The sequence below is a fragment of the Mesorhizobium sp. P2_E10 genome, from assembly GCF_056404235.1.
The window spans coordinates 81,105-103,847 of sequence record NZ_JBFUEK010000014.1; the positions used below are offsets into that span (position 1 = coordinate 81,105).

Annotated in this window: 26 protein-coding genes and 2 tRNA genes; 17 read left to right on the forward strand and 11 right to left on the reverse strand. The window is 60.3% G+C overall.

The features are described from left to right. Positions 1–80 precede the first annotated feature (80 nt). From AC1D0N_RS26355 to AC1D0N_RS26380, 6 genes are all read right to left on the reverse strand, one after another. Positions 81–671 carry a hypothetical protein gene (locus AC1D0N_RS26355; protein ID WP_477248900.1) on the reverse strand — a complete coding sequence of 197 codons (591 nt, stop codon included), beginning with the start codon at positions 669–671 and terminating at the stop codon, positions 81–83. Next, on the reverse strand, positions 668–1,909 hold the full coding sequence (locus tag AC1D0N_RS26360) for a gluzincin family metallopeptidase (protein ID WP_477248901.1): 1,242 nt from the start codon (positions 1,907–1,909) through the stop codon (positions 668–670). Before AC1D0N_RS26360 ends, AC1D0N_RS26355 begins: the two co-directional genes overlap by 4 nt. Before the next feature lie 255 nt (positions 1,910–2,164). Further along, positions 2,165–3,463 carry a TfuA-like protein gene (locus AC1D0N_RS26365; RefSeq protein ID WP_477248902.1) on the reverse strand — a complete coding sequence of 433 codons (1,299 nt, stop codon included), beginning with the start codon at positions 3,461–3,463 and terminating at the stop codon, positions 2,165–2,167. Then, positions 3,460–4,713 carry a YcaO-like family protein gene (locus AC1D0N_RS26370; RefSeq protein WP_477248903.1) on the reverse strand — a complete coding sequence of 418 codons (1,254 nt, stop codon included), beginning with the start codon at positions 4,711–4,713 and terminating at the stop codon, positions 3,460–3,462. Before AC1D0N_RS26370 ends, AC1D0N_RS26365 begins: the two co-directional genes overlap by 4 nt. A 52-nt stretch (positions 4,714–4,765) precedes the next feature. Further along, entirely contained in the window at positions 4,766–5,056 is a 291-nt protein-coding gene (locus tag AC1D0N_RS26375) for a hypothetical protein (RefSeq protein WP_477248904.1), read from the reverse strand. A 166-nt stretch (positions 5,057–5,222) separates the two neighbouring features. Beyond that, a tRNA-Thr gene (locus AC1D0N_RS26380) sits at positions 5,223–5,297 on the reverse strand. Positions 5,298–5,450: 153 nt separating this feature from the next. Between AC1D0N_RS26380 and AC1D0N_RS26385 the strand changes: the two genes are divergently transcribed. The 10 genes from AC1D0N_RS26385 (at position 5,451) to AC1D0N_RS26430 (ending at position 11,595) form a co-directional block, all read left to right on the forward strand. Then, on the forward strand, positions 5,451–5,627 hold the full coding sequence (locus AC1D0N_RS26385; protein WP_477248905.1) for a hypothetical protein: 177 nt from the start codon (positions 5,451–5,453) through the stop codon (positions 5,625–5,627). Between the two features lie 128 nt (positions 5,628–5,755). Beyond that, the gene (gene murA, locus AC1D0N_RS26390) at positions 5,756–7,048 is read left to right on the forward strand and encodes a UDP-N-acetylglucosamine 1-carboxyvinyltransferase (RefSeq protein ID WP_477248906.1); all 1,293 of its coding nucleotides are present in this window, start codon (positions 5,756–5,758) and stop codon (positions 7,046–7,048) included. Between the two features lie 375 nt (positions 7,049–7,423). After that, entirely contained in the window at positions 7,424–7,858 is a 435-nt protein-coding gene (locus AC1D0N_RS26395; protein ID WP_477248907.1) for a DUF2948 family protein, read from the forward strand. A 10-nt stretch (positions 7,859–7,868) separates the two neighbouring features. Then, positions 7,869–9,161 (forward strand): histidinol dehydrogenase, encoded by a 1,293-nt coding sequence (hisD, locus tag AC1D0N_RS26400; RefSeq protein WP_477248908.1) that lies wholly within the window; start codon positions 7,869–7,871, stop codon positions 9,159–9,161. 6 nt (positions 9,162–9,167) lie between these two features. Beyond that, positions 9,168–9,653: a UPF0262 family protein gene (locus tag AC1D0N_RS26405; RefSeq protein ID WP_477248909.1), complete on the forward strand. Its 486-nt coding sequence runs from the start codon at positions 9,168–9,170 to the stop codon at positions 9,651–9,653. Continuing rightward, the gene (locus tag AC1D0N_RS26410; protein WP_477248931.1) at positions 9,641–10,108 is read left to right on the forward strand and encodes an arsenate-mycothiol transferase ArsC; all 468 of its coding nucleotides are present in this window, start codon (positions 9,641–9,643) and stop codon (positions 10,106–10,108) included. The genes AC1D0N_RS26405 and AC1D0N_RS26410 overlap by 13 nt, the downstream gene beginning before the upstream one ends. Before the next feature lie 151 nt (positions 10,109–10,259). Further along, positions 10,260–10,478 carry a translation initiation factor IF-1 gene (gene infA / locus AC1D0N_RS26415; protein ID WP_006200926.1) on the forward strand — a complete coding sequence of 73 codons (219 nt, stop codon included), beginning with the start codon at positions 10,260–10,262 and terminating at the stop codon, positions 10,476–10,478. 25 nt (positions 10,479–10,503) lie between these two features. Next, positions 10,504–11,130: a Maf-like protein gene (locus AC1D0N_RS26420; protein WP_477248910.1), complete on the forward strand. Its 627-nt coding sequence runs from the start codon at positions 10,504–10,506 to the stop codon at positions 11,128–11,130. After that, the gene (gene yacG / locus AC1D0N_RS26425; RefSeq protein WP_477248911.1) at positions 11,127–11,324 is read left to right on the forward strand and encodes a DNA gyrase inhibitor YacG; all 198 of its coding nucleotides are present in this window, start codon (positions 11,127–11,129) and stop codon (positions 11,322–11,324) included. Before AC1D0N_RS26420 ends, yacG begins: the two co-directional genes overlap by 4 nt. A gap of 195 nt (positions 11,325–11,519) precedes the next feature. Next, positions 11,520–11,595: transfer RNA gene (locus AC1D0N_RS26430), tRNA-Phe, on the forward strand. A gap of 1,053 nt (positions 11,596–12,648) precedes the next feature. On the opposite strand, the gene AC1D0N_RS26435 is transcribed toward AC1D0N_RS26430, so the two are convergent. The 4 genes from AC1D0N_RS26435 to AC1D0N_RS26450 form a co-directional block, all read right to left on the reverse strand. Continuing rightward, the gene (locus AC1D0N_RS26435; RefSeq protein WP_477248932.1) at positions 12,649–12,930 is read right to left on the reverse strand and encodes a hypothetical protein; all 282 of its coding nucleotides are present in this window, start codon (positions 12,928–12,930) and stop codon (positions 12,649–12,651) included. 209 nt (positions 12,931–13,139) lie between these two features. After that, positions 13,140–13,490 (reverse strand): hypothetical protein, encoded by a 351-nt coding sequence (locus tag AC1D0N_RS26440; protein WP_477248912.1) that lies wholly within the window; start codon positions 13,488–13,490, stop codon positions 13,140–13,142. Between the two features lie 410 nt (positions 13,491–13,900). Beyond that, positions 13,901–14,110: a hypothetical protein gene (locus AC1D0N_RS26445; protein ID WP_477248913.1), complete on the reverse strand. Its 210-nt coding sequence runs from the start codon at positions 14,108–14,110 to the stop codon at positions 13,901–13,903. Positions 14,111–14,112: 2 nt separating this feature from the next. After that, positions 14,113–14,973: an ATP-dependent DNA ligase gene (locus tag AC1D0N_RS26450; protein WP_477248914.1), complete on the reverse strand. Its 861-nt coding sequence runs from the start codon at positions 14,971–14,973 to the stop codon at positions 14,113–14,115. A 131-nt stretch (positions 14,974–15,104) separates the two neighbouring features. On the opposite strand from AC1D0N_RS26450, the gene AC1D0N_RS26455 reads away from it, so the two are divergent. The 5 genes from AC1D0N_RS26455 (at position 15,105) to AC1D0N_RS26475 (ending at position 18,804) form a co-directional block, all read left to right on the forward strand. Beyond that, a complete protein-coding gene (locus AC1D0N_RS26455; RefSeq protein WP_477248915.1) occupies positions 15,105–15,308 on the forward strand; it encodes a hypothetical protein in 204 nt (67 codons plus the stop codon). Positions 15,309–15,422: 114 nt separating this feature from the next. Further along, positions 15,423–15,716, forward strand: coding sequence for a hypothetical protein (locus tag AC1D0N_RS26460; protein WP_477248916.1), 294 nt, complete (start codon positions 15,423–15,425; stop codon positions 15,714–15,716). A gap of 1,013 nt (positions 15,717–16,729) precedes the next feature. After that, positions 16,730–17,422, forward strand: a complete 693-nt coding sequence (locus tag AC1D0N_RS26465) for a class I SAM-dependent methyltransferase (protein ID WP_477248917.1) — start codon at positions 16,730–16,732, stop codon at positions 17,420–17,422. A gap of 186 nt (positions 17,423–17,608) precedes the next feature. Then, positions 17,609–18,106: an N-acetyltransferase family protein gene (locus tag AC1D0N_RS26470; RefSeq protein WP_477248918.1), complete on the forward strand. Its 498-nt coding sequence runs from the start codon at positions 17,609–17,611 to the stop codon at positions 18,104–18,106. 521 nt (positions 18,107–18,627) lie between these two features. Continuing rightward, positions 18,628–18,804: a hypothetical protein gene (locus AC1D0N_RS26475; RefSeq protein WP_477248919.1), complete on the forward strand. Its 177-nt coding sequence runs from the start codon at positions 18,628–18,630 to the stop codon at positions 18,802–18,804. Between the two features lie 239 nt (positions 18,805–19,043). On the opposite strand, the gene AC1D0N_RS26480 is transcribed toward AC1D0N_RS26475, so the two are convergent. Then, entirely contained in the window at positions 19,044–19,448 is a 405-nt protein-coding gene (locus AC1D0N_RS26480; RefSeq protein ID WP_477248920.1) for an EamA family transporter, read from the reverse strand. 2 nt (positions 19,449–19,450) lie between these two features. Between AC1D0N_RS26480 and AC1D0N_RS26485 the strand changes: the two genes are divergently transcribed. Both AC1D0N_RS26485 and AC1D0N_RS26490 read left to right on the forward strand, forming a co-directional pair. Continuing rightward, complete coding sequence (locus tag AC1D0N_RS26485) at positions 19,451–19,573, forward strand: hypothetical protein (protein ID WP_477248921.1); 123 nt, start codon at positions 19,451–19,453, stop codon at positions 19,571–19,573. Positions 19,574–21,104: 1,531 nt separating this feature from the next. Further along, positions 21,105–22,595 carry a winged helix-turn-helix domain-containing tetratricopeptide repeat protein gene (locus tag AC1D0N_RS26490; RefSeq protein WP_477248922.1) on the forward strand — a complete coding sequence of 497 codons (1,491 nt, stop codon included), beginning with the start codon at positions 21,105–21,107 and terminating at the stop codon, positions 22,593–22,595. Positions 22,596–22,743 lie beyond the last annotated feature (148 nt).

A 22,743-nucleotide genomic window follows, 5' to 3' on the forward strand; every position in this document is an offset into this window, starting at 1 on the left:
CATCGTCGATCCCAAGCGTCGCCAATCCTCGGCATGGTGGGACGAGCGCAAGCCCGCGTCGGGGACGCACTCCTTTCCGGTCAATCGTTGTTGTTGCCGCCGCGGGTGCCGCGCGCACTCATTCCTCGTGCACTCATCCCACGCGCGCTCATACCCCGTGCACTCATCCCGCGCGCGCTCATTCCGGCGGCGTCCATGCCGCCCGGTCCGTCGCCGAGCATCGCTGCAAGCAGCACGTCTTCGAACATGCCCGTCTCGACATCCATGCGGATCGTGTAGTCGGCCTTGTCGTAGGACCAGACCATGAGGTCGTCCGCGAACTGGAAGTCCATTTCTCCCAATCCCGTCAGGGAAGGTTGCGCCGCCGCACGTGCTTTATTCTGGGCGGGTCCCCCAGGCTTGGCCTCACTAGCGGGAGTGCCCGCCCCGTGAACAAGGAAAAGGACCGGCCTCGGAAGATCGTAGTAATAATTTTCATAACTGAATCCGTATATCCTTGCGATTTTCGCAGCTGCAAAGACCAAGCTTTCTTGCAACTCCCCAATCGGCCCGGGTCGAGCAACAACAAAGGGGCTGTGTGTCGCGGTCGCTGCCGGAGCAACAATGGAAAGATCCTCGACCACGCGACCAAAAATTAGAACATTAGACGGGCTCAGTAAGGTCTCAGTCATGATGCCATTCCCCTCCCCTTTGCATTCTGCATCTGCCTAGCTTCGTATTTCTCCCGGTAGGACAGCCTCCGCCAGCCGCAACACGGCTTCGTCGATCGCGGCACGAACACGCGCGGCATCTGGAAATGGCTGTCCTTAGCCGGTGCCGCCAGCCGCGGCCCAACGCGGACCTGGCCAATGGCGCGGCGGTCGAGATTGACCGCTATGATGCGGCGATAGCGCCCGCCGGTCACCATCCGGTCGACCGCCCGCAACGTGCTTCCGACCCCCGCGTAGCTGAGATCGTCCGGCGAAAGCCTGCGCCACGTTTCGGCGAGAAGCATGCCGAGTTCGTCGCGTGCAGTGACCAGCGCTTCGCGGAAGCCGTTGGGCTCCGCCGCATAGGCCTCGTCGAAGATCGGCTGCACCACGCGGAAATAGTCTGGACTGTCCTCCATCCTGTCGGAAAGGTCTTCCTGACTTTGGGTGATCAGGCCGCCCGCGACCAATTCCTCATGGAACATGTCGACGAAGATGTCGAACATCGCGCCGGTAAGCGGCTGGGCGAGCGCATGCTCGTCGCGCCAGCCCTGGACGAAGTCGAGCAGCGACAGCGGATTGGCGGCGAGTCTGATCTGGCTGTTAGCGGACAATTCGGCGATGCGGTTGACGAGATTGCGCGTGTAGAGATTTCCGTGGCTCGCCTCCAGCAGCTCGTCGATGACAGAATCGAAATGCAGGGCGGCGACCAGCGCGGTCAGGTCGGCGGCAGATTCATGGAAGCCGTAATATTCGGCGGACGCCGTTCCCGGATCGGGCACGCCGATGACCGAATAGATGATGCAGTGCCCGACCTCGTGCGCGATGACGTCGAAGTTCAGGCTGAAGGGCTCGACGCCGCCGTCTTCGCTCTCATGGATGCCGACCTCCAGGAAGCCGTAGCCCATGAAGGCGTTTTCCAGAAGATTGCGCTGGATGACCAGTTCCAGCCGGTCGAGGTCACGCCGGAAATGCCAGGCGATTGGATGGCCGAAATATTTCTCCCATACGTCGAGCGTGCGGCGCACCGAGCCGAACAGATGCGCAGCCTCGAACTCAGGATCCTCCGGCGCGATGTGGTCGAAATGTCCCTCGCGATCGGGGAGCGCCGGCGGAAAGATATCGCCCGGCCATGGCGGCAGCAGATAGAGCTGGTCACCGCGCAGGTTTTTCACTAGTCCGTAAGCGAGCGGCTTGCCGATGGGATCGACGACATACATGCGATCATCACCAGGCCCTGGTCCTATAGACCCGGCAGGCGACGATACGATAACAGTTTCAGGTTTGCGGAAAGGTAGCAGAAACGGCGCCTGGGCAAACAGCCTGAAGCGCGTTCCGTTTTTGACTGCGTAGCCTTCCCCTCCAAATGCCATGCTGGTCGCACCCTGTGGACAGAGGCATTCACGTCTTATTGGCCGCGGCATCGTCGGCCGCAGCAAAGTCATGCTAACGAACTTTCGCCCGGGGTGCCAGAGTCATTCCCCCAACGTGCGTTGGGTCGCGAAAGTATAGTCACTGGCCAAAAGCTCGTAGAACTTGTCCACGCTGACAAGCCCGATTGAGGCGGCATGGTCGGCAAGGTCTTCTGGAACTGCCTGGCCGAGGCATTTCTCGAAATACCAAACTGCCAACAGGGCACGCGGCACCGGCGCAGATGTCGACGCCCATCGCCGCCTGGCCAGAGCCTGGTCGCGGTAGCCGCTGTAGAGATCGAGTTCGCGCAGCCGGTCCAGCATGCCCTGATGAAGTGCGACATCGCGATCTCGCGCGAGCGCCTCGATACGGGCATTGTCCTCCAGTATAAGCTCCACTCCCGCGAGATCCGTGCCGTTCTCTCCTGCCCAGCGGATTACGTCCGTTTGCCGCATGAAGCCGCGCCGCGAGCGGAACTCACCGGTCGCGCGCTTTACGGCTTGGCGATCGGGCGCTATATCGCCGTCACTCCGAGCCAGCAGTCGAAGCAGGGCATCGCGACGCACTTGCGCGTAGTCGCCCCGCAACCGAAGTTCGTCCAGGATGGCTTCGTCTTCGACCGTGGTCGCTTTATCGTTCCTCAGAGTTTCGCTGCGCCAGTGTGCGTTGTGCCAGTTTTCGGTCCACTCGAAATGGAAGGTTGGTGGCTCGGGTTGCGCGCCGCTACGGATGAACGCGTCCATCTGGCTCAACAGTTCGAGCGCGTCGTCGCGCTTACAATCAACCTTTCCTGTTCGCAACCACTCGGAAAGCGCCTGCATCTGCTCCGGATCGCCAATATCCTCCAGTAGACTGCGCCAGGTTCTCAATTGATAAAAGCGTGCTTTCGCCCCGGCGGCGAGACGTATTCCGGTGGCTTGGTCGATGATTCGTCCTTCGATCGCCTTTTCGAGCGTCGCGCGGATGTTGACCATCGGTTCGCTGAGGCGGATGTAACCAGTTTCCGGCGGGCCATGGATGAGCGCCACCTCATCGTCATCGGTGAGCTCGCCGTCCCGATACGCTTCGAAGATGCGGCCGACGCCGCGCATGCCGAAAGGATGCAGCTCCGCGGCCCGCAGCGCTCCCATGCTGGATGCGCCGAACACGGCGATCCTGTGTGCAAGCGCCCATAGTATTTCCTTATGCAGCACAGCCGCCTGTCCGTCGAAATAGCCGTCGATGATGCCAATGGCTCTGGGACTCCGGCAGGCTGCTGCATAGAACTCGCCCTGACGCACCGGCGGCCTGAACTCGAAGCTGTCATAACCTGCTACATCTTCTGCTTTCACACTGGGGCCGCAGAAGACGACCGCGTTCACAGAGCGGCTCCCAGGGTACGGCGGGCCCGTTCGCCCGGCACGTAGCCGCCGTGATCGTCCGGTCCTTCGAGGCCGGGTATCACCACTTTGACAACCGGCAAGCCGATGTCATCCTTACTGAGGTCGACGGCGACAACCTCCGTGACTCTCGCCGCTTGCAACCTATTGATCAACCAACCCAGATTCGACACTATCCCGACCGTCGAGTCTTTTTCGGCGACGGCAATCCGCCTGTCAGGAGAATGCTCGGATAAAAGTCTTTCAGCGAGCCGGTGGCGGTTCTCCCGATACGCTTCGCGATATTCCTCGGGCTGCAGATCATCACGCGCCCCGGAAACGTAAGTCGTTCGAACCTGCGCGGCCTCGATTAGCGCCTTGAGCAATGCGAGTTCCGGCACCGGATGCGCTGCAGCGCCGATGCCGTGATGGCTGTTTCGATCGCGTTGATCGGCGATCAGGCAAAAGAACGCTGGCACACCGATGTCCGAAGTCGTTTCCCACCCCGCGACGCGGAAGTCGGCGCGTTTCAGTTTTTCAAGCACGTCTCGGCAAGGACCGTCCGGCGCGCTGCCAAGATCGACCCCGGTGCTCCTTCGTTGGGGAGACGGCAGGCGGTTCCAAAGGGCGGTCGCATCGCGTTCGACAACCTCGCAGATTGCGTGATGGATCGCCTCGTCGTAGCTGCCGCCCGAGGCTAGCCCATTGCTGCTGCAATCAAAATAGCCGCTCCCCGGCGGCGCAGGCACCGTGAAGTTTGCACGGACGCACTCGAACGGCAGCCACCTCCCTTCGTGCGAAATCAAATCCGTGCCCTCTATCCAAAGCGTCACGAGATCGCGGGTAAACTGTTCGCCGGCAACTCGCGGCAGACGATCAATTTCAGCAAAGCTGTGTGAATGCGAGAGTTCCGCCATGCTGCCGAGCTTTAGTGGGAGCTCTATGTGTTCGGCGTGGTAAAGTTCCACACTTTCCATCAAGCCAGACGCGATCGCGGCATCCATATCGGTGCCTTTGCCTTGCGATACCGCAAGCGACCGGGCATTCGGCCGGCACACCATCACGACAGGTATGCCAATACGATCGAGCCCGGTCAGGTTGGCGACCCGAGTAATCCCCATACGGGCCCAATGCGGTTTTACCCGCGCAATAGTTTTGGCTGCATCTCCTCCATATTGAGGAGTCTTTGATGAAACTAAAGGCGTGCCATCCACGGCTAACACTTCGAGCTCTGACCTAACCACCACGAACATCGTGTGCTTAGGAGGCAGCCTAACGACTTTGATAGGTTCGTAACAGGGAGATTCACAGGCAACGCGGGTCGGCCCAAAAGAGGCAAACATTAATCAGGCCGATTTCTTGCTGCTTAGTGGCCCGTTTCGAGCGGTTGGTTTTCGTCGCAGCTTCCACCGCAACGCGCATGTCGTCGATCATCGCATGCGTATATTTTTCCGGTCGTCGCGAGATGCGGGGGGGGTGATCGAGCATCGCCAGGACCAAAGGTGCCCCTTGTTGGGTCAATACATCTGGCACCGCAATTGGCAAGGCTTCGTATTTTTGATGTGGCCCTGCATCATATACGGTGGATAATACCACTCGAGAGCTTTGGCTTCCTCTTGCGCGTCATCGGGCGAAACTCCCATGAGTCCGCTCTCGCGATGCAGCGTCGCCAAACGGGCCTGCCCGCTGCGTTGATGTCTTGATGCCAGCCAGTAAAACGCAACGGAGGCAACAGCGCTTGAATGATTTCAAGGAGATGGGCTGGTGCTGCGAGAGAGGATTGAACTCTCGACCTCTCCCTTACCAAGGGAGTGCTCTACCACTGAGCTACCGCAGCCGCTGATGGCGGGGCTTCTGCCATATCGAACCGGCAAGCGCAAGGCCAAGTGCGTGGATGTGCGAAAGGCCGCACCGGACGGCTTTTGATGACATGGCGGCGCCACAATGTTGGCTATCCCTTGATATCAGGTTGGCCGGTCGGGACGGAGCCATGAACGACAAGACACTTCCGTTGAAAAAGGGCGGCGCGACCCGCAAGGACCGGCTCGCCGAGCAGTTGCGCGCCAACCTGCAGAAGCGCAAGGCGCAGTCGCGCTCGCGGCGAACCGGAGATGCGGACCAGCGGCCTGACGGGCTAGGCGCGGCCAAGGACACGCAAAAAGATTAACTCAACCAGCCACCCTTGGCCCAAATGCCAAGAAATCCTATTTCTTGAACCAAGCCGGCCAATGGTCTAGACGGACCGATACTCAAACGATTGAAAACCGGCCTTTCGGGCCGAGGGGACGTTTTTCCATGGATCGCATCAGAATTGTCGGCGGCAACAAGCTTGTCGGAAGCATCCCGATCTCGGGCGCGAAAAATGCGGCGCTGCCACTGATGATAGCCTCGCTGCTGACCGACGACACGCTGACCTTGGAAAACGTGCCGCATCTGGCCGATGTCGAGCAGTTGATCCGCATCCTCGGCAACCACGGCGTCGACTATTCGGTCAATGGCCGCCGCGAAAAGCAGAATGAGGGCTATTCGCGCACCATCAATTTCTCGGCCCGCAACATCGTCGACACGACAGCGCCTTACGAGCTGGTGTCAAAGATGCGGGCGTCGTTCTGGGTGATCGGCCCGCTGCTGGCCCGCATGGGCGAGGCCAAGGTGTCGCTGCCGGGCGGTTGCGCCATCGGCACGCGCCCGGTCGATCTGTTCCTCGAAGGCCTGCAGGCGCTGGGCGCCGATATCGACGTCGACACCGGCTATGTCATCGCCAAGACCAAAAATGGTCGCCTCGTCGGCAACCGCTACATCTTCCCGAAAGTGTCGGTCGGCGCCACCCATGTGCTGATGATGGCGGCGGCGCTGGCCAAGGGCGAGACGGTGCTGGAAAACGCCGCTTGCGAGCCTGAGATCGTCAACCTGGCCGAATGCCTCAACGCCATGGGCGCAAAGATTTCCGGCGCCGGCACGACTGTTATCACCATCGACGGCGTCGAGTCGCTATCGGGCGCCCGCGTCCGGGTCATCCCCGATCGCATCGAGACCGGCACCTACGCAATGGCGGTTGCCATGACCGGCGGCGATGTCGTGCTTGAAGGGGCTCGGCCGGAGCTGCTGCAGACCGCGCTCGACGTCATTGCCCAGACAGGCGCCGAGATCACGCCGACCAATTCCGGCATCCGCGTCAAGCGCAACGGCGCCGGCATTGCGCCGGTCGACGTGACGACGGCGCCGTTCCCGGCCTTCCCGACCGATCTGCAGGCGCAGTTCATGGGCCTGATGACCATGGCCAAGGGCAAGTCGCGCATCACCGAGACGATTTTCGAGAACCGCTTCATGCATGTGCAGGAACTGGCGCGGCTCGGCGCTCACATCACGCTGTCCGGCCAGACCGCGATCGTCGACGGCGTGTCGAAGCTGAAGGGCGCGCCCGTGATGGCCACCGACCTGCGCGCTTCGGTGTCGCTGGTCATTGCCGGTCTCGCCGCCGAAGGCGAAACCACGGTCAACCGCGTCTACCACCTCGACCGCGGCTTCGAGCGGCTGGAAGAAAAGCTGTCCAATTGCGGCGCGGTGATCGAGCGGATTTCGGCGTAAACGCATCGGCAGTTACCGGCCTCCGAGTTGGCGCCGCCGTCCTTTCCTTCTCCCCTTGTGGGAGAAGGTGGATTGGCGCGCAGCGCCAAGACGGTTGAGGGGTGTCGGAAGGATCACGGTTGGTGCCAAGCCGGAGCACCCCTCATCCGACCGAGCTTCGCTCGGCCACCTTCTCCCACAAGGGGAGAAGGAAGAGCCGCACGTGGCCGCAACGCTGAGGCAGCGCAAATCTGATGCCATTGGGGTGGTTGCACCGATCACCAAGACCGCCAGTTTCCGGTTTTGAGCATGATCTTTTCCAAAAACCGGTTTCCACTTTTCGGGATCATGCTCTAACAGAAGGCGGAACAGTCAACTTTCAGGTGCGGAATTCGTATGGCAGCTCTCAAGCTCATCGCGCTCGACGACCAGGATCTGGCCATCGTCTCGGCCCATGTCCAGGACGCCGTGATGAAGGTCGCGGACCTCGAATTCCTGCCTGCGGCCAAGCGTTTCGTGCTGACCATGAACCGCTTTGTCTGGGAGGCGAAGTCGGGCCTGTTCAGCCAGCACAATGAGCGGCGGCAGACGGTGCTGCATTTCGACCGCGTGCTCGGCGCCAAGACCAACGGCATTGCCCGCGACAGGCCGGCAGAGGTTCTGTCGCTGCTGGCGATCAGCTTCGTCGAGATCAGCAAGCCTGCCGGCATTGTCGAGCTGATCTTTTCGGGCGGCGGCACGATCATGCTCGATGTCGAGTGCATCGAGGCGCGGCTTGCCGATATTGGCGGCGCCTGGGGCGCCACGTCGCGCCCCGTCCACAGGGCCTGAGCGTTATCCGATGGCCATCACGCTTGCCCAATACGACGCCGATTTCGAACAGCGTTTCGCCGCTTTCCTGCTGACCAAGCGGGAGGTGTCGGAGGATGTCGATGCCGCCGTGCGTGCCATCATCGCGCGGGTGCGCGCCGACGGCGACGCGGCGCTGATCGACTACACCCAGAAATTCGACCATGCCGACTTGAAAAGCCTTGGCATCGCCGTCTCCAAAGAAGATATCGCCGAAGCTTACAAAGCCGCCGATCCGCAGACGATCGAAGCGCTTAAGTTCGCCCGCGAGCGCATCCGCGCCCATCACGAACGGCAGCGGCCAAAGGACGACCGCTATACCGACGCCATCGGCGTCGAACTCGGCTCGCGCTGGACGGCGATCGAAGCGGTAGGCCTCTATGTGCCGGGCGGCACGGCGAGCTATCCAAGCTCCGTGCTGATGAACGCGGTTCCGGCCGTCGTCGCCGGCGTCGAGCGCATCGTCATGGTGGTGCCGGCGCCGCAAGGCATCATCAATCCGCTGGTGCTGGTGGCGGCCGATATATCTGATGTGTCGGAGATCTACCGTGTCGGCGGCGCGCACGCGATCGCAGCCCTGGCCTATGGAACCCAGACCATCAAGCCGGTGGCCAAGATCGTCGGCCCCGGCAATGCCTATGTCGCGGCGGCCAAGCGCCAGGTGTTCGGCACTGTTGGCATCGACATGATCGCCGGGCCGTCGGAAGTGCTGGTGGTGGCCGACGGCAGCAACGATCCGGACTGGATCGCCGCCGACCTGTTGGCGCAGGCCGAGCATGACGTGTCGGCGCAGTCGATCCTGATCACCGACGATCCAGCCTTCGGCAAAGCGGTCGAGCAGGCGGTCGAGCGGCAGTTGCAAAAGCTGTCGCGGGCCGAAACGGCAGCCGCAAGCTGGCGCGATTTCGGTGCTGTCATCCTGGTGCCGACGATCGAAGCCTCGCTACCGCTGGTCGACCGCATCGCCGCCGAACATGTCGAGCTCGCCATCGACGACCCGGAGGCCTTTCTGGCCAGAATGCGCAATGCCGGCGCCGTGTTTCTCGGCCGCCACACGCCGGAGGTCATCGGCGACTATGTCGGCGGCTCCAATCACGTGCTGCCGACGGCGCGCTCGGCGCGCTTTTCGTCGGGCCTGTCGGTGCTCGACTTCGTCAAGCGCACTTCGATCCTGAAGCTGGGCTCCGAGCAGTTGCGGGCACTGGCGCCGGCGGCCATCGCGCTGGCCAAGGCGGAAGGTCTCGATGCCCATGGCCGCTCCGTCGCCATACGGCTGAACATGTAGGCCACCATGTCGGACGACGATCGAACCCGCGCCAAGCTGATCGATGTCGAACTCGACGAATCGATCGGCCGTTCGACGCCCGACGTCGAGCATGAGCGCGCGGTGGCGATCTTCGACCTGATCGAGGAGAACAGCTTCCAGCCGGTCAATGACGATGGTGCCGGGCCCTACCGGCTGAAATTGTCTCTGGCCGAATCGCGCCTGGTGTTTGCCGTGACGCGCGAGGATGGCGCGGCCGTGGTCACCCACATCCTGTCGCTGACGCCGCTCAGGCGCATCGTCAAGGACTATTACATGATCTGCGAGAGCTATTACGACGCTATCCGCTCCTCGACGCCGAGCCATATCGAGGCGATCGACATGGGCCGGCGCGGCCTGCACAATGAGGGCTCGCAGACGCTGATGGACCGGCTCTCCGGCAAGATCGACATCGACTTCGACACAGCGCGGCGGCTGTTCACGCTGGTCTGCGTGCTGCACTGGCGGGGTTAGTTCTGCCCGCCCCTTTGCCCCGCTCGATCCTGTTCCTTTGCGGCATGAATGCCGTGCGCTCGCCGATGGCCGAGCTTTTGGCGCGCCGGATGCTGCCGCCCGCCACATTCGTCGCCTCGGCCGGCGTGCACCGCGGCGAGCGCGATCCGTTCGTCGACGCGGTGCTGGCCGAAGACGACCTGTCGCTGGGCGAGCGCCAGCCACGGACGATGGACGATCTGGAAGACGATTATTTCGACCTGATCGTCACGCTGGCGCCGGAAGCGCATCACGCCGCGCTCGAACTGACCCGCTCGCTTGCCGTCGACGTCGAATACTGGCCGATGCCCGACCCGACCGATGTCGGCGGCCGACGAGAACAGATCCTGGCCGCCTATCGCGACGTGCGCGAGCGGCTGAAGGCGCGAATCAGCCGACGTTTCTTGCTTCCAGACGCAAAAAACGCGACGGATTAAGCGTGTTCACAAGCGCACGATTATCATATAGGTTCCGCCGAAATTCCGGCTCGAGTCAAACAAGCAGAGCATGATGTCGTCCGAAAACCGCTTCACACTTTTCGGCATCATGCTCTAAGCGCCGGAACTGCAATCCAAGCAAAGGTATCGAATGCCGAAGGAAGAAGTCCTCGAGTTTCCGGGTGTCGTGACGGAATTGTTGCCCAACGCGATGTTCAGGGTGAAGCTCGAAAACGAACACGAAATCATAGCCCACACGGCCGGCCGCATGCGCAAGAACCGCATCCGCGTGCTGACCGGCGACAAGGTCCTGGTCGAGATGACGCCCTATGACCTGACCAAGGGCCGCATCACCTATCGTTTCAAGTAAGATTTAGAACCGGCCTGGTCCCGCGATGAGCATTTTGCAAAAGCTCGTGCTTGCTTCGGGGTCGCCGCGCCGGATCGAACTGCTGCAGCAGGCCGGCATCGAGCCGGATCGCGTGCTGCCGGCCGACGTCGACGAGACGCCGCTGCGCGCCGAGCATCCGCGCTCGCTGGCCAAGCGGCTGTCGCAGGAGAAGGCCGAGAAGGCGCTGGCGTCGCTCAAGACCGAGGACGACTATACGCCGAGCTTCGTGCTGGCCGCCGACACGGTGGTCGCCGTCGGGCGGCGCATCCTGCCCAAGGCCGAGACGCTCGACGACGCCGCCAACTGCCTCGGCCTGCTGTCCGGCCGTTCGCACCGGGTCTATTCCGGCATCTGCCTGATCACGCCGGGCGGCAAGCAGCGTTTGCGGCTGGTCGAGACCAGGGTGCGGTTCAAGCGGCTGCCGCGCGAGGAGATCGACGCCTATGTCGCCTCGGGCGAATGGCGCGGCAAGGCCGGCGGCTATGCCGTCCAGGGGCTGGCCGGCTCCTTCGTCGTCAAGCTTGTGGGCTCCTACACCAACATCGTCGGCCTGCCGCTGTACGAGACGGTGGCGCTGCTCTCCGGCGAAGGCTTCAAGGTGCACGCCAGCTGGCTGGGCGCGCGGCCATGAGTGCCGACGCCAAGGTCACGCCGCTGCGCCCCAGGCGCCCCTGCCCCGAATGCGGCAAGCCGACGGCGCGCGATACCTATCCGTTCTGCTCGACGCGCTGCAAGGACGTCGACCTCAACCGCTGGCTCAAGGGCGCTTATGTCATATCAGCCCGCGATGACGAGGAAGAAACGGATCCTGACGGACCCAAATGAGGCCGTTGGGGACGGGTTTGCGTCAACAACCGTGGCATATGAATCGGCCCTGCGGACCCAGTCTCGTTTCCTGCGGGAAATCAACGCTTAGGCGCTGGACAGGCCGGATTCCCGTGCTATAACCCACGCGCTTTCAAGGGGCGCCGCACGGCGCTTTCGTGAAATCCGGTCAGCGAGATTTCGTTTGCCGGCGAGGCCCAGATAGCTCAGTTGGTAGAGCAGCGGACTGAAAATCCGCGTGTCGGTGGTTCGAATCCGCCTCTGGGCACCATCACTTTCTACAAATAATTCAAGTAGTTGCTGTAATCTAGTGGCCCGGTAAACCGGATTAATGTGTCGCGGCATGTTGCAACTGACTTCCCTTGGTTTACATCGGTTTCCTCTGACACGCGGCAAGTCGACGCGACATGATCCGCGACATGGGCCGCCTACCTGATGATGTTCTCGCGGTTGTGGTGTTGGCACTGCCGGCGAGGCCCTGTTCCGCTATCACGCCATATGCAACGGGGGCCCGACTGTTAGCCTATCTTGGCGGCGGACCTAGTCCGCCTGGCCGGCGCCCTCCCCAAATGGTACCCCAACCCGCCCTTGTGGCGCCGGCCATCTTATCCAGCAAGCGGCGCCGGCCATCGTCCGAAAGGCTGTATTCCAACAACTCGAGCCTATTGACCCGTTATGGGCACCTTGCAGGGGGACCCCCGCCGAGTGCATTCTCCTGCCATGTCCCACCAGCAATTCCTCGACCATCGATTGGAATGCCCTTACTGCCTGACGATAAGGCTGAGAATCCCGCACGATGCTGGCCCGGAGACGCCGATCGTTTGCGATGATTGCGGAGAGTACCTGGGGACGTGGGATGAACTGCAGACCGACTTCGAGAAGCAAGGAGGCAACTCCGGGGTCTTCCGGCTCGAAAAGGGCCGTATCCGGCGGATGGATTAGAAGAACCCGTTGGCCATTGCCGGCCAATTGTCGTGCGCTACATTTGGCCACCGCGGCGGCCCACAAGGCCGGCGTCGTTCGCACCCTTCCACGACATGCGCCGGCCCTCACCACCAGCAGACTTGTCGGCCATCTCTTCCCCTGATCGATGAAAGGCCCGCGCCATGGAGGGACCAATGACGCGGGCCGACTGACGGTTTAACCCACCAGCCGCCGGATGCTAGTGACAACATCCGAGCGTGAGTTCAACTATTCGAAACAGCTAATGTTCCGTCAAGCTGGCGGTTTATCGCTTCGGTTGAAGGTGGGCTTCGCGCGTCGAAGGCCCGCCGCCCCATTTGCGAAGCGACGGCCCCGCCTTTCCGACGTTCGGCTCTAGATTTCAGCCGCCCATCTTCTTTGCCATCAAGCAGAAATCTGCATGCGACTTGTTGAGGGTGGTATCGCCGCAGTCTTTCAGCACTGCCTTCTGCTCATCGGGTTTCATCGCCTTCCATGCGGTCGTGAAATCCTTTTCCGTCCTCAACGTTTTCATCCCGGCATCGGTGAAGAACGGTGACATCTTTGCCGGATCGTCGAGCGCGGATGTGCTACCAGCGGCGAGTGCCGAACCAGTCATCATTGCAAGCGCCATTGCGCCCATTGTGAGCGTCTTGATGTTCATTTGACTATTCCTCCGTATTAGGTCATTCGCGGTGACCTTCAGGAAAAAACGTGCATCTACTGAACCCGTTTCACAGCGCCCTTTCACCTTCGCGTGATCGATTTTGCCATAGGCAGGCATAGCTTTCGCCTTGTCCTTGGTGGTGAGCAACCTGCGCCAATGCGGTTTCTCGAACACGCTCACGGTGAAGGTCGTCACTGGCTTGTCAGTCATCGGCTGGCCTTGCCGTATGCGTTCGGCCGCGAGTCCGGTGTATAGATCAGCCCGACTTTCTTGCTGCCGCACTTCGCACATTTCAGCTTCGGAATGAGGTCATCGGCCATTGCGGGAGCATCCGGCCCGAACCGATCGCGCAGCTTCGCCATATCCAGCACCTGGCTATGGTTGCATGGCGCGTGATGGCGATGCGCGGTTACCGTCATCTTGGCGTCGATCAGCGATTGGAACGTCCAGCCCTTTGCCATCTGGCCGATATAGCGGGGCGCCTGGAGCCTCGCCAGCTCGCGTTTGCCACTGCGTTTAATTAGGAGCAAATTATAGACGGGACTTGGGGAATCCACCCTTCTCTCCGGTCCAAGGGCCCGGCGTCTCGGAGTTCCCAAAACCAAAGGTGTCGGGCCCGCCTCCGCTACAAAGCCGGCCGTTGCGCCATTGGTTAGCGAGGACTAATATGCAGACCTCTTCGCGATCGAGAGGTCGCCTGCATGTCGGGTCGAGATGCTTTAGCGCCTGCTGCAATCGTGCCAGCCACGATGCCGGTCCCCATTTGCCTTGGCGTCGCCCCTGAAGCGCTCTGGGTAGAAGCATTCCAAACAGATGAGGATGCCCGCCAGTATTGGCGAGGCTATGCCCTTGGGGGTGCGTTATGTGCGGTTTTTCTGGTCATCGAGCTTCTAGTCATTCACCTGCTGCTATGAGCTAGCAGCGCCACAAGGCGCCCAAGCGCCTCGCGCGTCCCTAGCGCCTCGCCTTAGCGGCCCAGAGGCTGCCTTGAAAGGGATATCAGTTCCGCTTCATCAACTACGCCGGCCATGTAGTTGGCGATGATCCGAGACGCCAACGCTTCCCGTGCGGTAGTCGATTGGTGAGCAAAGTTGATCTGCCCGAATACCCGCCCCAGCAAGGCCAATTCGGAAGGATCGAGAATCCCGGCTTCTAGAGCTTTTCGTCTGATGGGCATGGCTAATCCTCCTCCCTGAAATCCTGCAGCGAGGCATGCCGCAAGTCTTCCTCGCCCCGCAGGTGCTTCACACGGCCGATCAGTCCTGGCTTGACCCATTGCGTCGCCGGCCGCTTCATGCCCTTCGGCGCCGATCCTGCGTGCTGCTGGACACGCTCCCAAAGTCGTTCGCGCAATTCCCTGTTCAAGGTGATGAACGCGCTGCCGACATAGCGCCCGGTCCCGCGTTCAGCCATGAAAGCAAAGGCCGGCTTGCCTGCCTCACGCTCCACGCCGAGCAGGTCGAACTCGCCGATCGCGTAGCATTTCGCCTTCAGCCAGTTGGTCGACGGACCGCTGCGATATTTGCTGTCCTTCCGCTTTGATACCATGCCTTCGAGACCGGCCTGATCGACGAGGTGAAAGACTGCAGCGCCGGTGCCAGGCAGCGCTTCGCTGAATTGGATGCGGCCGCCGTCCGGTATCATCTCGGCCAGGATCTCGCGCCGGTCCACTAAAGGCATGTCTCGCAGGTCGTGGCCGTTCAGGTGCAGAAGATCGAAGGCGACGAAATAGAGGTCGTGCTGCCGGCGCGTGATGGCTTTGCGCAGCTCAGCGAAGTCGGACAGACCCTTGTCGTTCAGCACGATGATTTCGCCGTCCAGGATGGCGCTCTCCACCCCGAGGGATAACGCGGCTGCGGCGAGGTCGCGATATTTCGAGGTCCAGTCGAGACCGCGCCGGGTGAAGATCCGGGTTCCCTGGTCGCCGATAATCATCTGTGATCGGTAGCCGTCGAATTTGACTTCGTGAATCCAGTCGCCACCCTCTGGAGGCTTCTCCACAAGGGTCGGCATCAATGGCTCGATAAACCTCAAACTCATGAACCCATCCGCGCATTTCAATTAGCTTGCGCTAAAATGGTTCCAATTGACTAAATTGCTAACCCAAACCTTGACGGCCAAGTCGACCGCGCCAGACTCCCATAGATGGCGAAGGCACCTAAGGAAATCCGATGGCTTCGACCGCAGCGCTAATCTGGTACCTCGTAATCGCGGGGCCTCAAGGCGGCATGGTCGTGTTGCCGAGCACATTTGACAAGCGGGAACAATGTGTCGCCGCCATCGCCGAATACCAAAAGCAGCCAGTGCCGGCGGGCTGGTCATTGCAGTGCGTTCCGGACGCTTCGCCGTTCACCGATAATGGCTCTGCCGAGTAAGCCTTAGGAGCAGGCAACTCTTCGGGCACGAGCGGTAAACCAGCTCTCTCCATAGGAAACAAAAGTGCCTCTCTCAGCGTTGAAGCCTAGTCCAACATCATGTGAGTCTCGGAGATGGACCCGGCAACTGCGGCAGTGATGATTTTGCTTTCGTGCAGCCAGAGCGAGCCTCTTGTCTGCAAGCCAGTTAATATGCCACCGGCAGTATATTCATCGCTTGACCAGTGCCGGACTTCACTGAAGAACAAGATGGCAACCGCTCCCAGGGGTGAAATCATCGGCCGCTGCCGCCGTATCGACGCCACGATGACCGGCTCGCTACCGAACAGCTATTCAACAGTTGTTGTCACGCGAGGCATCGGGAACAACAGCGTCAGCAGCACCTACCTCGTGCCGCACAAAAACTAAAAAGCCCGCCACCGTGAGGCAGCGGACCGAGCATTAACGCGTCTGTGACAAAACTCACAGACGCATCGACGCATCGGACCTAAGCTTGCAGCGGGGTGTAGTTTCCTGCAGCGGTGAAAGGAGTGCTCCGATGCTTGTGAACCTTCCTATGCTTGTGAACCTCCCTCTTGTCGCAGTTGTTCCCCTTGCCAATTGGCTCCGTCATCGAGCCGAGCAGAAGGCGCTGTTGAAGGCAACAGACGAGTTGAGCGCGTCACCAGACGGCATGCTCAGCGACATCGGGATTTCCCGTGACGACATCACGACGTTTGCGTTCCGCAACTCGGCGTCGAGACGTAGGAGCTGAGCAATGAAAAAGCCCGCCACCGTGGGGGCTTGCGCGACGACTACAGCTCGCAAGCGCGCGTTTGCCTTACGCCTTGGCCCTCACTTACGAGGCGCCCGCTCGCCTCGCAAATCGCGGTTGCATGTTAAAAGCCAGATATGATCCAAGGATTGGTGTCGAACCCGAGGCTGGGCTTTGCGGGCGTTGCGCCATTCGGTAATTTGGTAGTTCCGGTCGACTTGCAGTCCAGCTCTGGCACCGGCTTCTTGCCCGAATGCTTGGTAGAGCATAGGGCCGCAGCGTCACTCACCGCCACCTTCTTGTCCTTGGCAACTGCGACACCGGTCGCAGCGAGCAATATTGCCGCACAAAACATAGCCACTCTCATTGGATTTCCCCACGGTTGCGCATCCCCAAGATGCTGGAACATAACGTTACGTCAATTTTATATTAGCGAAAGCGCATATCTCGGTAGGCTGTTGCTCCAGCCTCTCTCGCTGGAGGCCTTTGGTCGACGCCTGACCAACCACGGCTTGATCATGAAGCGAAGCCATCTGGCCGCTACAGGATGAAGATTGACGGCCTTTGGCAAAAGGCGGACAATCCTTTAGCTGTCACTAATATCACGGCAACTTCAAATACAATTTCCTGCCGCTGGATGCAAAATTGATCGTCGTGAGGAGGGACCATGAAGTCCGATCAGGAATTATTCGCGAAGGGCCTTGCCACATACCAAAAGGTTGTCTCAGCGAACTATATGGCCCACGGGGAGGTCTATGAGACTTTGCGCCGTGTGCTGCTCGATGAGGTTTCCGACGGCTTCGTCTTTGCCGATCTAGCTTGCGGTACTGCTCCTGGTTCAGCCGCCGCACTGGGCGGCAGCAAGGTCACCCGCTACATCGGCGTCGACATATCCCAGCAGTCGCTTGACGTCGCGAAGGAAGCGCTTGCGGCTCTCACCTGTCCGGTTGAACTGCGTTGCGAGGATTTCGTAGCGGCCATCGATTCTTGGAATGGCCCACTCGACGTTGTATGGATTGGTCAGTCCCTGCACCATCTTCTTGAGCAGGATAAGGGCACCCTTATGCGCAAAATCCGCGACCTGCTGCCACCAGGCGGTCTTTTGATGATCTGGGAGCCGACGCTTCTTGAAGGCGAAGATCGCGAAGGTTGGCTGGCGCGATTTCATCAGGTACGACCGGAGTGGGCGGGGGTCTCTGACGAGGAGTTCGCCGCCTTTGAGAGTCACTGCCGCGCATCAGATTATGCCGAGACGGCCGCTACTTGGATTGGCATGGGGCGCGATGCCGGCTTCCGAACTGCGGACGAGTTGATGATCGTTCCGAACAGACTGGCACGGGTCTACCGGTTTCGTCACTAATTTCATCGCGCGTGGTAGGTGGGCGAATAGTTAACGGGGCGGCCACATAGAACTCTGCCACCATGCAAGCGTCGCCTTATGTGTCGGCAACGTGTACGAACACTCGGTTTGCGGCATGGATGCCGGCCGGGCGCCATAGGGCCGCTCCGGACTTGAGTCGCCGTGGTCTGGACCGGGAGGTTGCCAATGCCGCACATCAGAGCCATGACTGAATGGGACGTGCCATCGGTATCACAGCTCATGGGCGAGTCTTGGCGCAGGACCTACTCACCGCTCATCGGCGCGGAAGCCACGGCCCGGATTTCGGATGAATATCACTCGCCACAGCGGATCGCTTCGGAACTGACGGACGCCAACAAAATGTCGTTCGTGGCAGAACGGCCAGACGGCTCAATCGTTGGCTACGCGATGGCCGAGACGGATGAATCTGGCGACGTCATCCTTGGCCGGCTCCACATCGATCAAAGTGAGTATGGCACTGGGCTGGCTTCTGATATTTTGCACGCTGTCATTGCCACCCAGTCGGGAATCCTAAGCATTGCACTCGAAGTACTCGAGGGAAACGACCGCGCAATGGCCTTTTACCGCAAACATGGTTTTGAAGTGGTCGATCGCAGGGCAGCCTCGCACGGTGCAGAAGGCCATGCATCGTTCATTATGCGGAAACTGCTACCGCCCACCTAACCGCACCGGTGCACTGCCACGCCCGCTACCCTCAGCCGGGTCCTGGCAGCGCTGCTTCCCGCACGCGGCCACATTCGAGTGCCGGCTTCGTGTGATCAATGTCAGTGCTTCCCGAAGCAAGCCATCTACGGTGACAGAGAGCGGCGTCGAAAACCTTCCGGCAGGATATCCGCCGACTATCGTCCCCTTTGCAGAAGCCTTTTCTTTGAGGTCCTGTCTTTTCCCGAGAACCGCGCGCGGTCGGCTGGCCTGCCTGGGGATGGTTGACGTTTTCGGCAGAAAGAATGCCAACGCAGAGCGCCGGCATGGTGGGTGGCACGATTGTATTAAACGCTAAATCCAGTTCGATCCGGCATGCAGGCGAGCCCTCGACCGCGAACAGGTCCTGCAACGCCACGAGGACCTTTCTGTCGTTCCATGGCTAAGTCGGGAATTCAACAACCGCACGTCGGATTATTCGTATACAAATCAATTTCGCGCCGCTACGGATGCTTCCTCAACGTAAGCTTTGGGGATTTAGCATGGCTCCGCTCGGACAGCATGCCGTTGAAATTGTCGAAGGCAATACGTGGTCGGTTCGCGTGACCTTCAATGGCGTCACCAAGACCGTTGCCTTTACAGCTGAAAGCTACGCGCGCTCCTATGCTGACGGGCAAGCGTTTCGGCTTGGTGTTGAGGTGGTCAAAAAGCGCGCCTAGCACCTTCGGTCTGGAAGCCACCTGGGAAGGAGCACCCCCAGCTCTGACTTCATTTTTCCCGCTTATCAAACTGAGCGCGCGCCAGGATGCTCTTCGAAGTGCTCGAAGTCGTGCGGGGGATATATGCGAGCCGGCTCGCCGCGCGGCTCGATGTCGCTTCAGGTGCGGACAAACCCGGCGATCTCCTCCATAGCGATTGCGATCTGCCTCAACTGCTCTTGCTAAACTGGATTTCCCGTCTAAACGGTCTCTACGGTTGAACTGGCACGTAACTCAACGACGATGTTTCCGAGAATCGCCACAAGCACCAACGCGCCGCCCGCGAACGTTTCCATCGCTGGCATCTCATTGAAAAACAACCAGACCCAGAGCGGGGCCATCGGCATTTCCGCCGAGCTAAGCAGGGTGGCTTGAGCGGCGGGCAGGCGTCGTGCGCCCATCGCGTAAATGCCTAGGGCAACCCCCTGGGTGATGATCCCAAAAAGACTGAGCAGCGCCACCTCGCCGAGGGGAACAGCGAACGGAACAGCGAAAAAGAACGCGAAGAAGGCTGCTATGAAACCAGCGAGAGCCACTGCTTCCAGCATGGGTGTCTCGCGATAACGGCGCATGATAACAGTCATCATGGCGATCGCGAAGGCCACGTTTGGCGGTGGCCTTCGCAGCATTCACCGCCGCTGCACGGCAGCAAGGCCTTCTCCAGCCAATCAAGCCCAGCCAGGCGCTCGGCATGCTGGACAAGATCGCGCAGTCCATCAAGCTTTCTTAGCCATGCCGGTCGAGGATGAGGTCACTTCTCGCCTCACGGGAACGGTAGGGTATGGCCCGCGTCCAAGCAGCGGACGCGGGCCGATCAAGCTTTGGAGCCTTGATCAGCAGCCGGAAGTGAGGGCTCCCTAAGCTGCTGTGGGTAAAACAGGCCGGCGTCAGCGAAGTTCCGAGGCGGGAAACAAAAAAGCCCGCCGGCCGAAGCCAGCGGGAAGGGTCTGAAGTAGCCAGATTGGGGTCTGGCAGAATGAAAACGGTAAGCACCGGTTTTTGTTTCAGTTTGCTAAAGTTCGGAACGGGACATTCCTTACACCGCCTGAAGTGTCGCGTTTTGGCGCCCGGAAGCCCGCCCCAGATAGTTCGCCCCCATCCGAGGCGGGCTGTAGAAGCTGTTAGAGGACAGCTTCCGGGGCCTTGGCCACGGGAGTAAACGCCAAGGCCGGTTCAGAAACTGCGCCATACGAAGAATGTTCCGGCCTGAACGCGCCACCCTGAGGCAGAGGGCTACGCAACCGCTGAACTTTTCCGCCGTGTCAATTGTCGCCGTCGACGCCTGCAATGTAGCAACCGTTGCGCTTCGACGCGTCGCTCCCTTGGCTGCTCCGTTCGGATCCCCTCGCTCACGCGCGGCAAAGGCAAACGCTTTCTGAATTGGCTCCTTAAGCGCCTCTATTGCGTTTGAAATCGTCCAGAAATATTGACATGATTTCGTCGAGGGCGTGCCGCGCCTCGAAGGTCGACTGCGGCCTGCGCTACGTAATGCCCTACAGCCTTGCCGCGCTCGTCCATCACGGCGAATGCCGGCTTGCCTGCATTCGTCTGCGTTAGTCAGGCTCCATGACTGTCGGAGCCTTCTATCTCATTTGCGCCATGAACCGCCCCCCTGCCCTCGATTTCCAAGGTCTCATTTGGGGCCGGTTCCGGACCGTCCGCTTTCGGGCATCGGCCGTGAGATAGCTGCCATTCAATCACCGGTGACCGAATGGCAGCTACCGACCCCCATTCTGTCGTTCGAGGTCACGTACGGCTTCTCGAAAGCCGCCGCTACTTGAACCTTCACCCGTCGGTATGGTCGGGCAAGGGAGGTTCGTCCGCTGCTTTGCAAAGATTGCTTGGTTTCTTCGATAGACGCGTGAACATTTCACCAAGTTGGATCCCGGCCTTCAAAATCTTTGTCTGGCGCAATCTTTGGCTGGCGTCCGTGACTGACATATGGATCTACGTAGGCCATCCTGAATGCGTCGCCGACCAGACGTGCCATGGCGATCAGTGACGCTTGGGGGCCCCGAAGGCTAAGTCGAGCCAAGACTGTGCTTCGGACAGCTATTGGATCAAAATGGATTTGGGGATCAGTCGAAATGTCGGTCATGGGCCCTCCTGCGCCGCTAAGGATGGCACCGTCCCATGCGTGGGTCCTTGTCCGAAACCTGAAGACTGCTCAACGAACCTGAACATCCCTGAAGTTCGCCATCAGGACCATCTTCAGCTATCCTGGTTCAGCTATCTTGCCCCGAAGCGACGGGTCTTTGGTGATGGACGTGGAATTCGGCAACTTTCGCCTGAAACGTACCGAGCGGCTACTGCTTGGACCCACTGGACCGGTCGAGCTTTCGGCGCGATCCTTTGATATCCTAGCGGCGTTGTTGGACCGGCCGGACGAGGTGATCGGCAAGTCCGAACTCTTCGATGCCGCCTGGCCCGGCTTGGTGGTGGAGGAAAACACGCTCCAGGTCCATGTTTCCGCGCTGCGAAAACTGCTGCCTGCTGACATGATCGTGACGGTGCATGGTCGCGGCTACAAATATGGCGGTCCCAAGCCCGCTCTGGCCGCCGAACCGGCTTCGATGCAAGCCAGACCCTCCATCGCCGTTCTTCCCTTCGACAACATGAGCTGCGACCGCGAGCAGGACTATTTTAGCGACGGGATTACTGAAGACATCATCGCGCAACTCGGCAAATTCAGGGAGTTCCTGGTCATCGGGCGGAATTCGTCCTTCCACCTTCGTGGTAAGAAAGGGGACATCGCCGAGGTCGCGATGAGGCTCGGTGTCCAGTATGTTGTGGAGGGCAGTGTTCGGAAAATCGGTAGCCGTATCAGGGTCAGCGTGCAACTGACCGACGCAGCTACTATGGATCATGTATGGGGCGAGCACTACGACCGCCAGCTCGATGACATTTTCGCCATTCAGGACGAAATCACACAAATGATTGCCGCCCGGCTGGCGCGACAGGCCAGAACGGCGATAGCATCGCGCACCAGGGCTCGCCCGACGGGAAATGTCTCCGCGTACGAAAACTACCTCCGGGCGCTCCAGCTTGTCGGCCAGCTTGAAACGGCCGTCCAAGCGGCGCCGTTCCTGCGCCTTGCGGTCAAACTCGATCCGGACTTCGCAGGGGCGCTCGGCCTGCTCAGCTTTGTCGAGGCGATCAAATACTTCTGGTCCAACGACATCAGCGATGTCGAGGTTGGACTACGGACGGCGAAAGCCGCCCTGCGACTCGATTCCGAAGAGGCTTACGCGCATCTGGCCAACGGTTTTGCCTCAATGTTCCTGCGCCACTTTCGGGAAGCCGAAGCCAGTCTCGACCGTGCCGTTTCCCTCAATCCAAACGATCCGTTCATACTCATCTACAACGCTCTTCTACTCAACTACGTCGGCAAGTACGATGCTGCGCTTCGCGAATTGGAGCAGGCCCGGCGCCGCGACCCGTTTGCTGTAGGATGGTTTGACGATGTCCTCGGTATCATACTCACGAACGCAGGACGCTATCGCGAGGGGTTGGCCAGCTTCGCAAGGATGTCAACCTTGCACTCATGGTCGCTTGTCTACGTCGCCATCTGCCATGCCGAACTGGGCGAAACCGCACAGGCCGGGGGAGCTCTCGCGCGTGTAAGGTCATCTTGCTTTCGGCGTCCAGGAAATTCCATTGAAGACATTCTGACAGAGGAGGTGGTCCACGAAGATCCTGCCGTACTTGACCGTTATCGCTCGATTCTCCAGCGCGTTGACCAGGACGAATGAGCTTTCTCGGCCGGCAAGGTGTGTGGCAAACTTTCGCGCCTGTTGGTGGACGCCGGCATCTATCTAGCTCGCAACGACCCAGATCAGCCCCCTATGAGCGGATCGCTGGGCGCCGCGTCCGTCAGTGTCGAACGTCCGCTTTGTAGAA

Excerpts from the sequence above, each read along its gene's own strand:
- AC1D0N_RS26355 (WP_477248900.1), bottom strand. The coding sequence starts at position 671 with ATGACTGAGACCTTACTGAGCCCGTCTAATGTTCTAATTTTTGGTCGC.
- AC1D0N_RS26360 (WP_477248901.1), bottom strand. The coding sequence starts at position 1,909 with ATGTATGTCGTCGATCCCATCGGCAAGCCGCTCGCTTACGGACTAGTG.
- AC1D0N_RS26370 (WP_477248903.1), bottom strand. The coding sequence starts at position 4,713 with ATGTTCGTGGTGGTTAGGTCAGAGCTCGAAGTGTTAGCCGTGGATGGC.
- AC1D0N_RS26385 (WP_477248905.1), top strand. The coding sequence starts at position 5,451 with ATGAACGACAAGACACTTCCGTTGAAAAAGGGCGGCGCGACCCGCAAG.
- murA (WP_477248906.1), top strand. The coding sequence starts at position 5,756 with ATGGATCGCATCAGAATTGTCGGCGGCAACAAGCTTGTCGGAAGCATC.
- AC1D0N_RS26395 (WP_477248907.1), top strand. The coding sequence starts at position 7,424 with ATGGCAGCTCTCAAGCTCATCGCGCTCGACGACCAGGATCTGGCCATC.
- hisD (WP_477248908.1), top strand. The coding sequence starts at position 7,869 with ATGGCCATCACGCTTGCCCAATACGACGCCGATTTCGAACAGCGTTTC.
- AC1D0N_RS26405 (WP_477248909.1), top strand. The coding sequence starts at position 9,168 with ATGTCGGACGACGATCGAACCCGCGCCAAGCTGATCGATGTCGAACTC.
- infA (WP_006200926.1), top strand. The coding sequence starts at position 10,260 with ATGCCGAAGGAAGAAGTCCTCGAGTTTCCGGGTGTCGTGACGGAATTG.
- AC1D0N_RS26420 (WP_477248910.1), top strand. The coding sequence starts at position 10,504 with ATGAGCATTTTGCAAAAGCTCGTGCTTGCTTCGGGGTCGCCGCGCCGG.
- yacG (WP_477248911.1), top strand. The coding sequence starts at position 11,127 with ATGAGTGCCGACGCCAAGGTCACGCCGCTGCGCCCCAGGCGCCCCTGC.
- AC1D0N_RS26435 (WP_477248932.1), bottom strand. The coding sequence starts at position 12,930 with ATGAACATCAAGACGCTCACAATGGGCGCAATGGCGCTTGCAATGATG.
- AC1D0N_RS26445 (WP_477248913.1), bottom strand. The coding sequence starts at position 14,110 with ATGCCCATCAGACGAAAAGCTCTAGAAGCCGGGATTCTCGATCCTTCC.
- AC1D0N_RS26450 (WP_477248914.1), bottom strand. The coding sequence starts at position 14,973 with ATGAGTTTGAGGTTTATCGAGCCATTGATGCCGACCCTTGTGGAGAAG.
- AC1D0N_RS26455 (WP_477248915.1), top strand. The coding sequence starts at position 15,105 with ATGGCTTCGACCGCAGCGCTAATCTGGTACCTCGTAATCGCGGGGCCT.
- AC1D0N_RS26460 (WP_477248916.1), top strand. The coding sequence starts at position 15,423 with ATGGACCCGGCAACTGCGGCAGTGATGATTTTGCTTTCGTGCAGCCAG.
- AC1D0N_RS26465 (WP_477248917.1), top strand. The coding sequence starts at position 16,730 with ATGAAGTCCGATCAGGAATTATTCGCGAAGGGCCTTGCCACATACCAA.
- AC1D0N_RS26470 (WP_477248918.1), top strand. The coding sequence starts at position 17,609 with ATGCCGCACATCAGAGCCATGACTGAATGGGACGTGCCATCGGTATCA.
- AC1D0N_RS26475 (WP_477248919.1), top strand. The coding sequence starts at position 18,628 with ATGGCTCCGCTCGGACAGCATGCCGTTGAAATTGTCGAAGGCAATACG.
- AC1D0N_RS26490 (WP_477248922.1), top strand. The coding sequence starts at position 21,105 with ATGGACGTGGAATTCGGCAACTTTCGCCTGAAACGTACCGAGCGGCTA.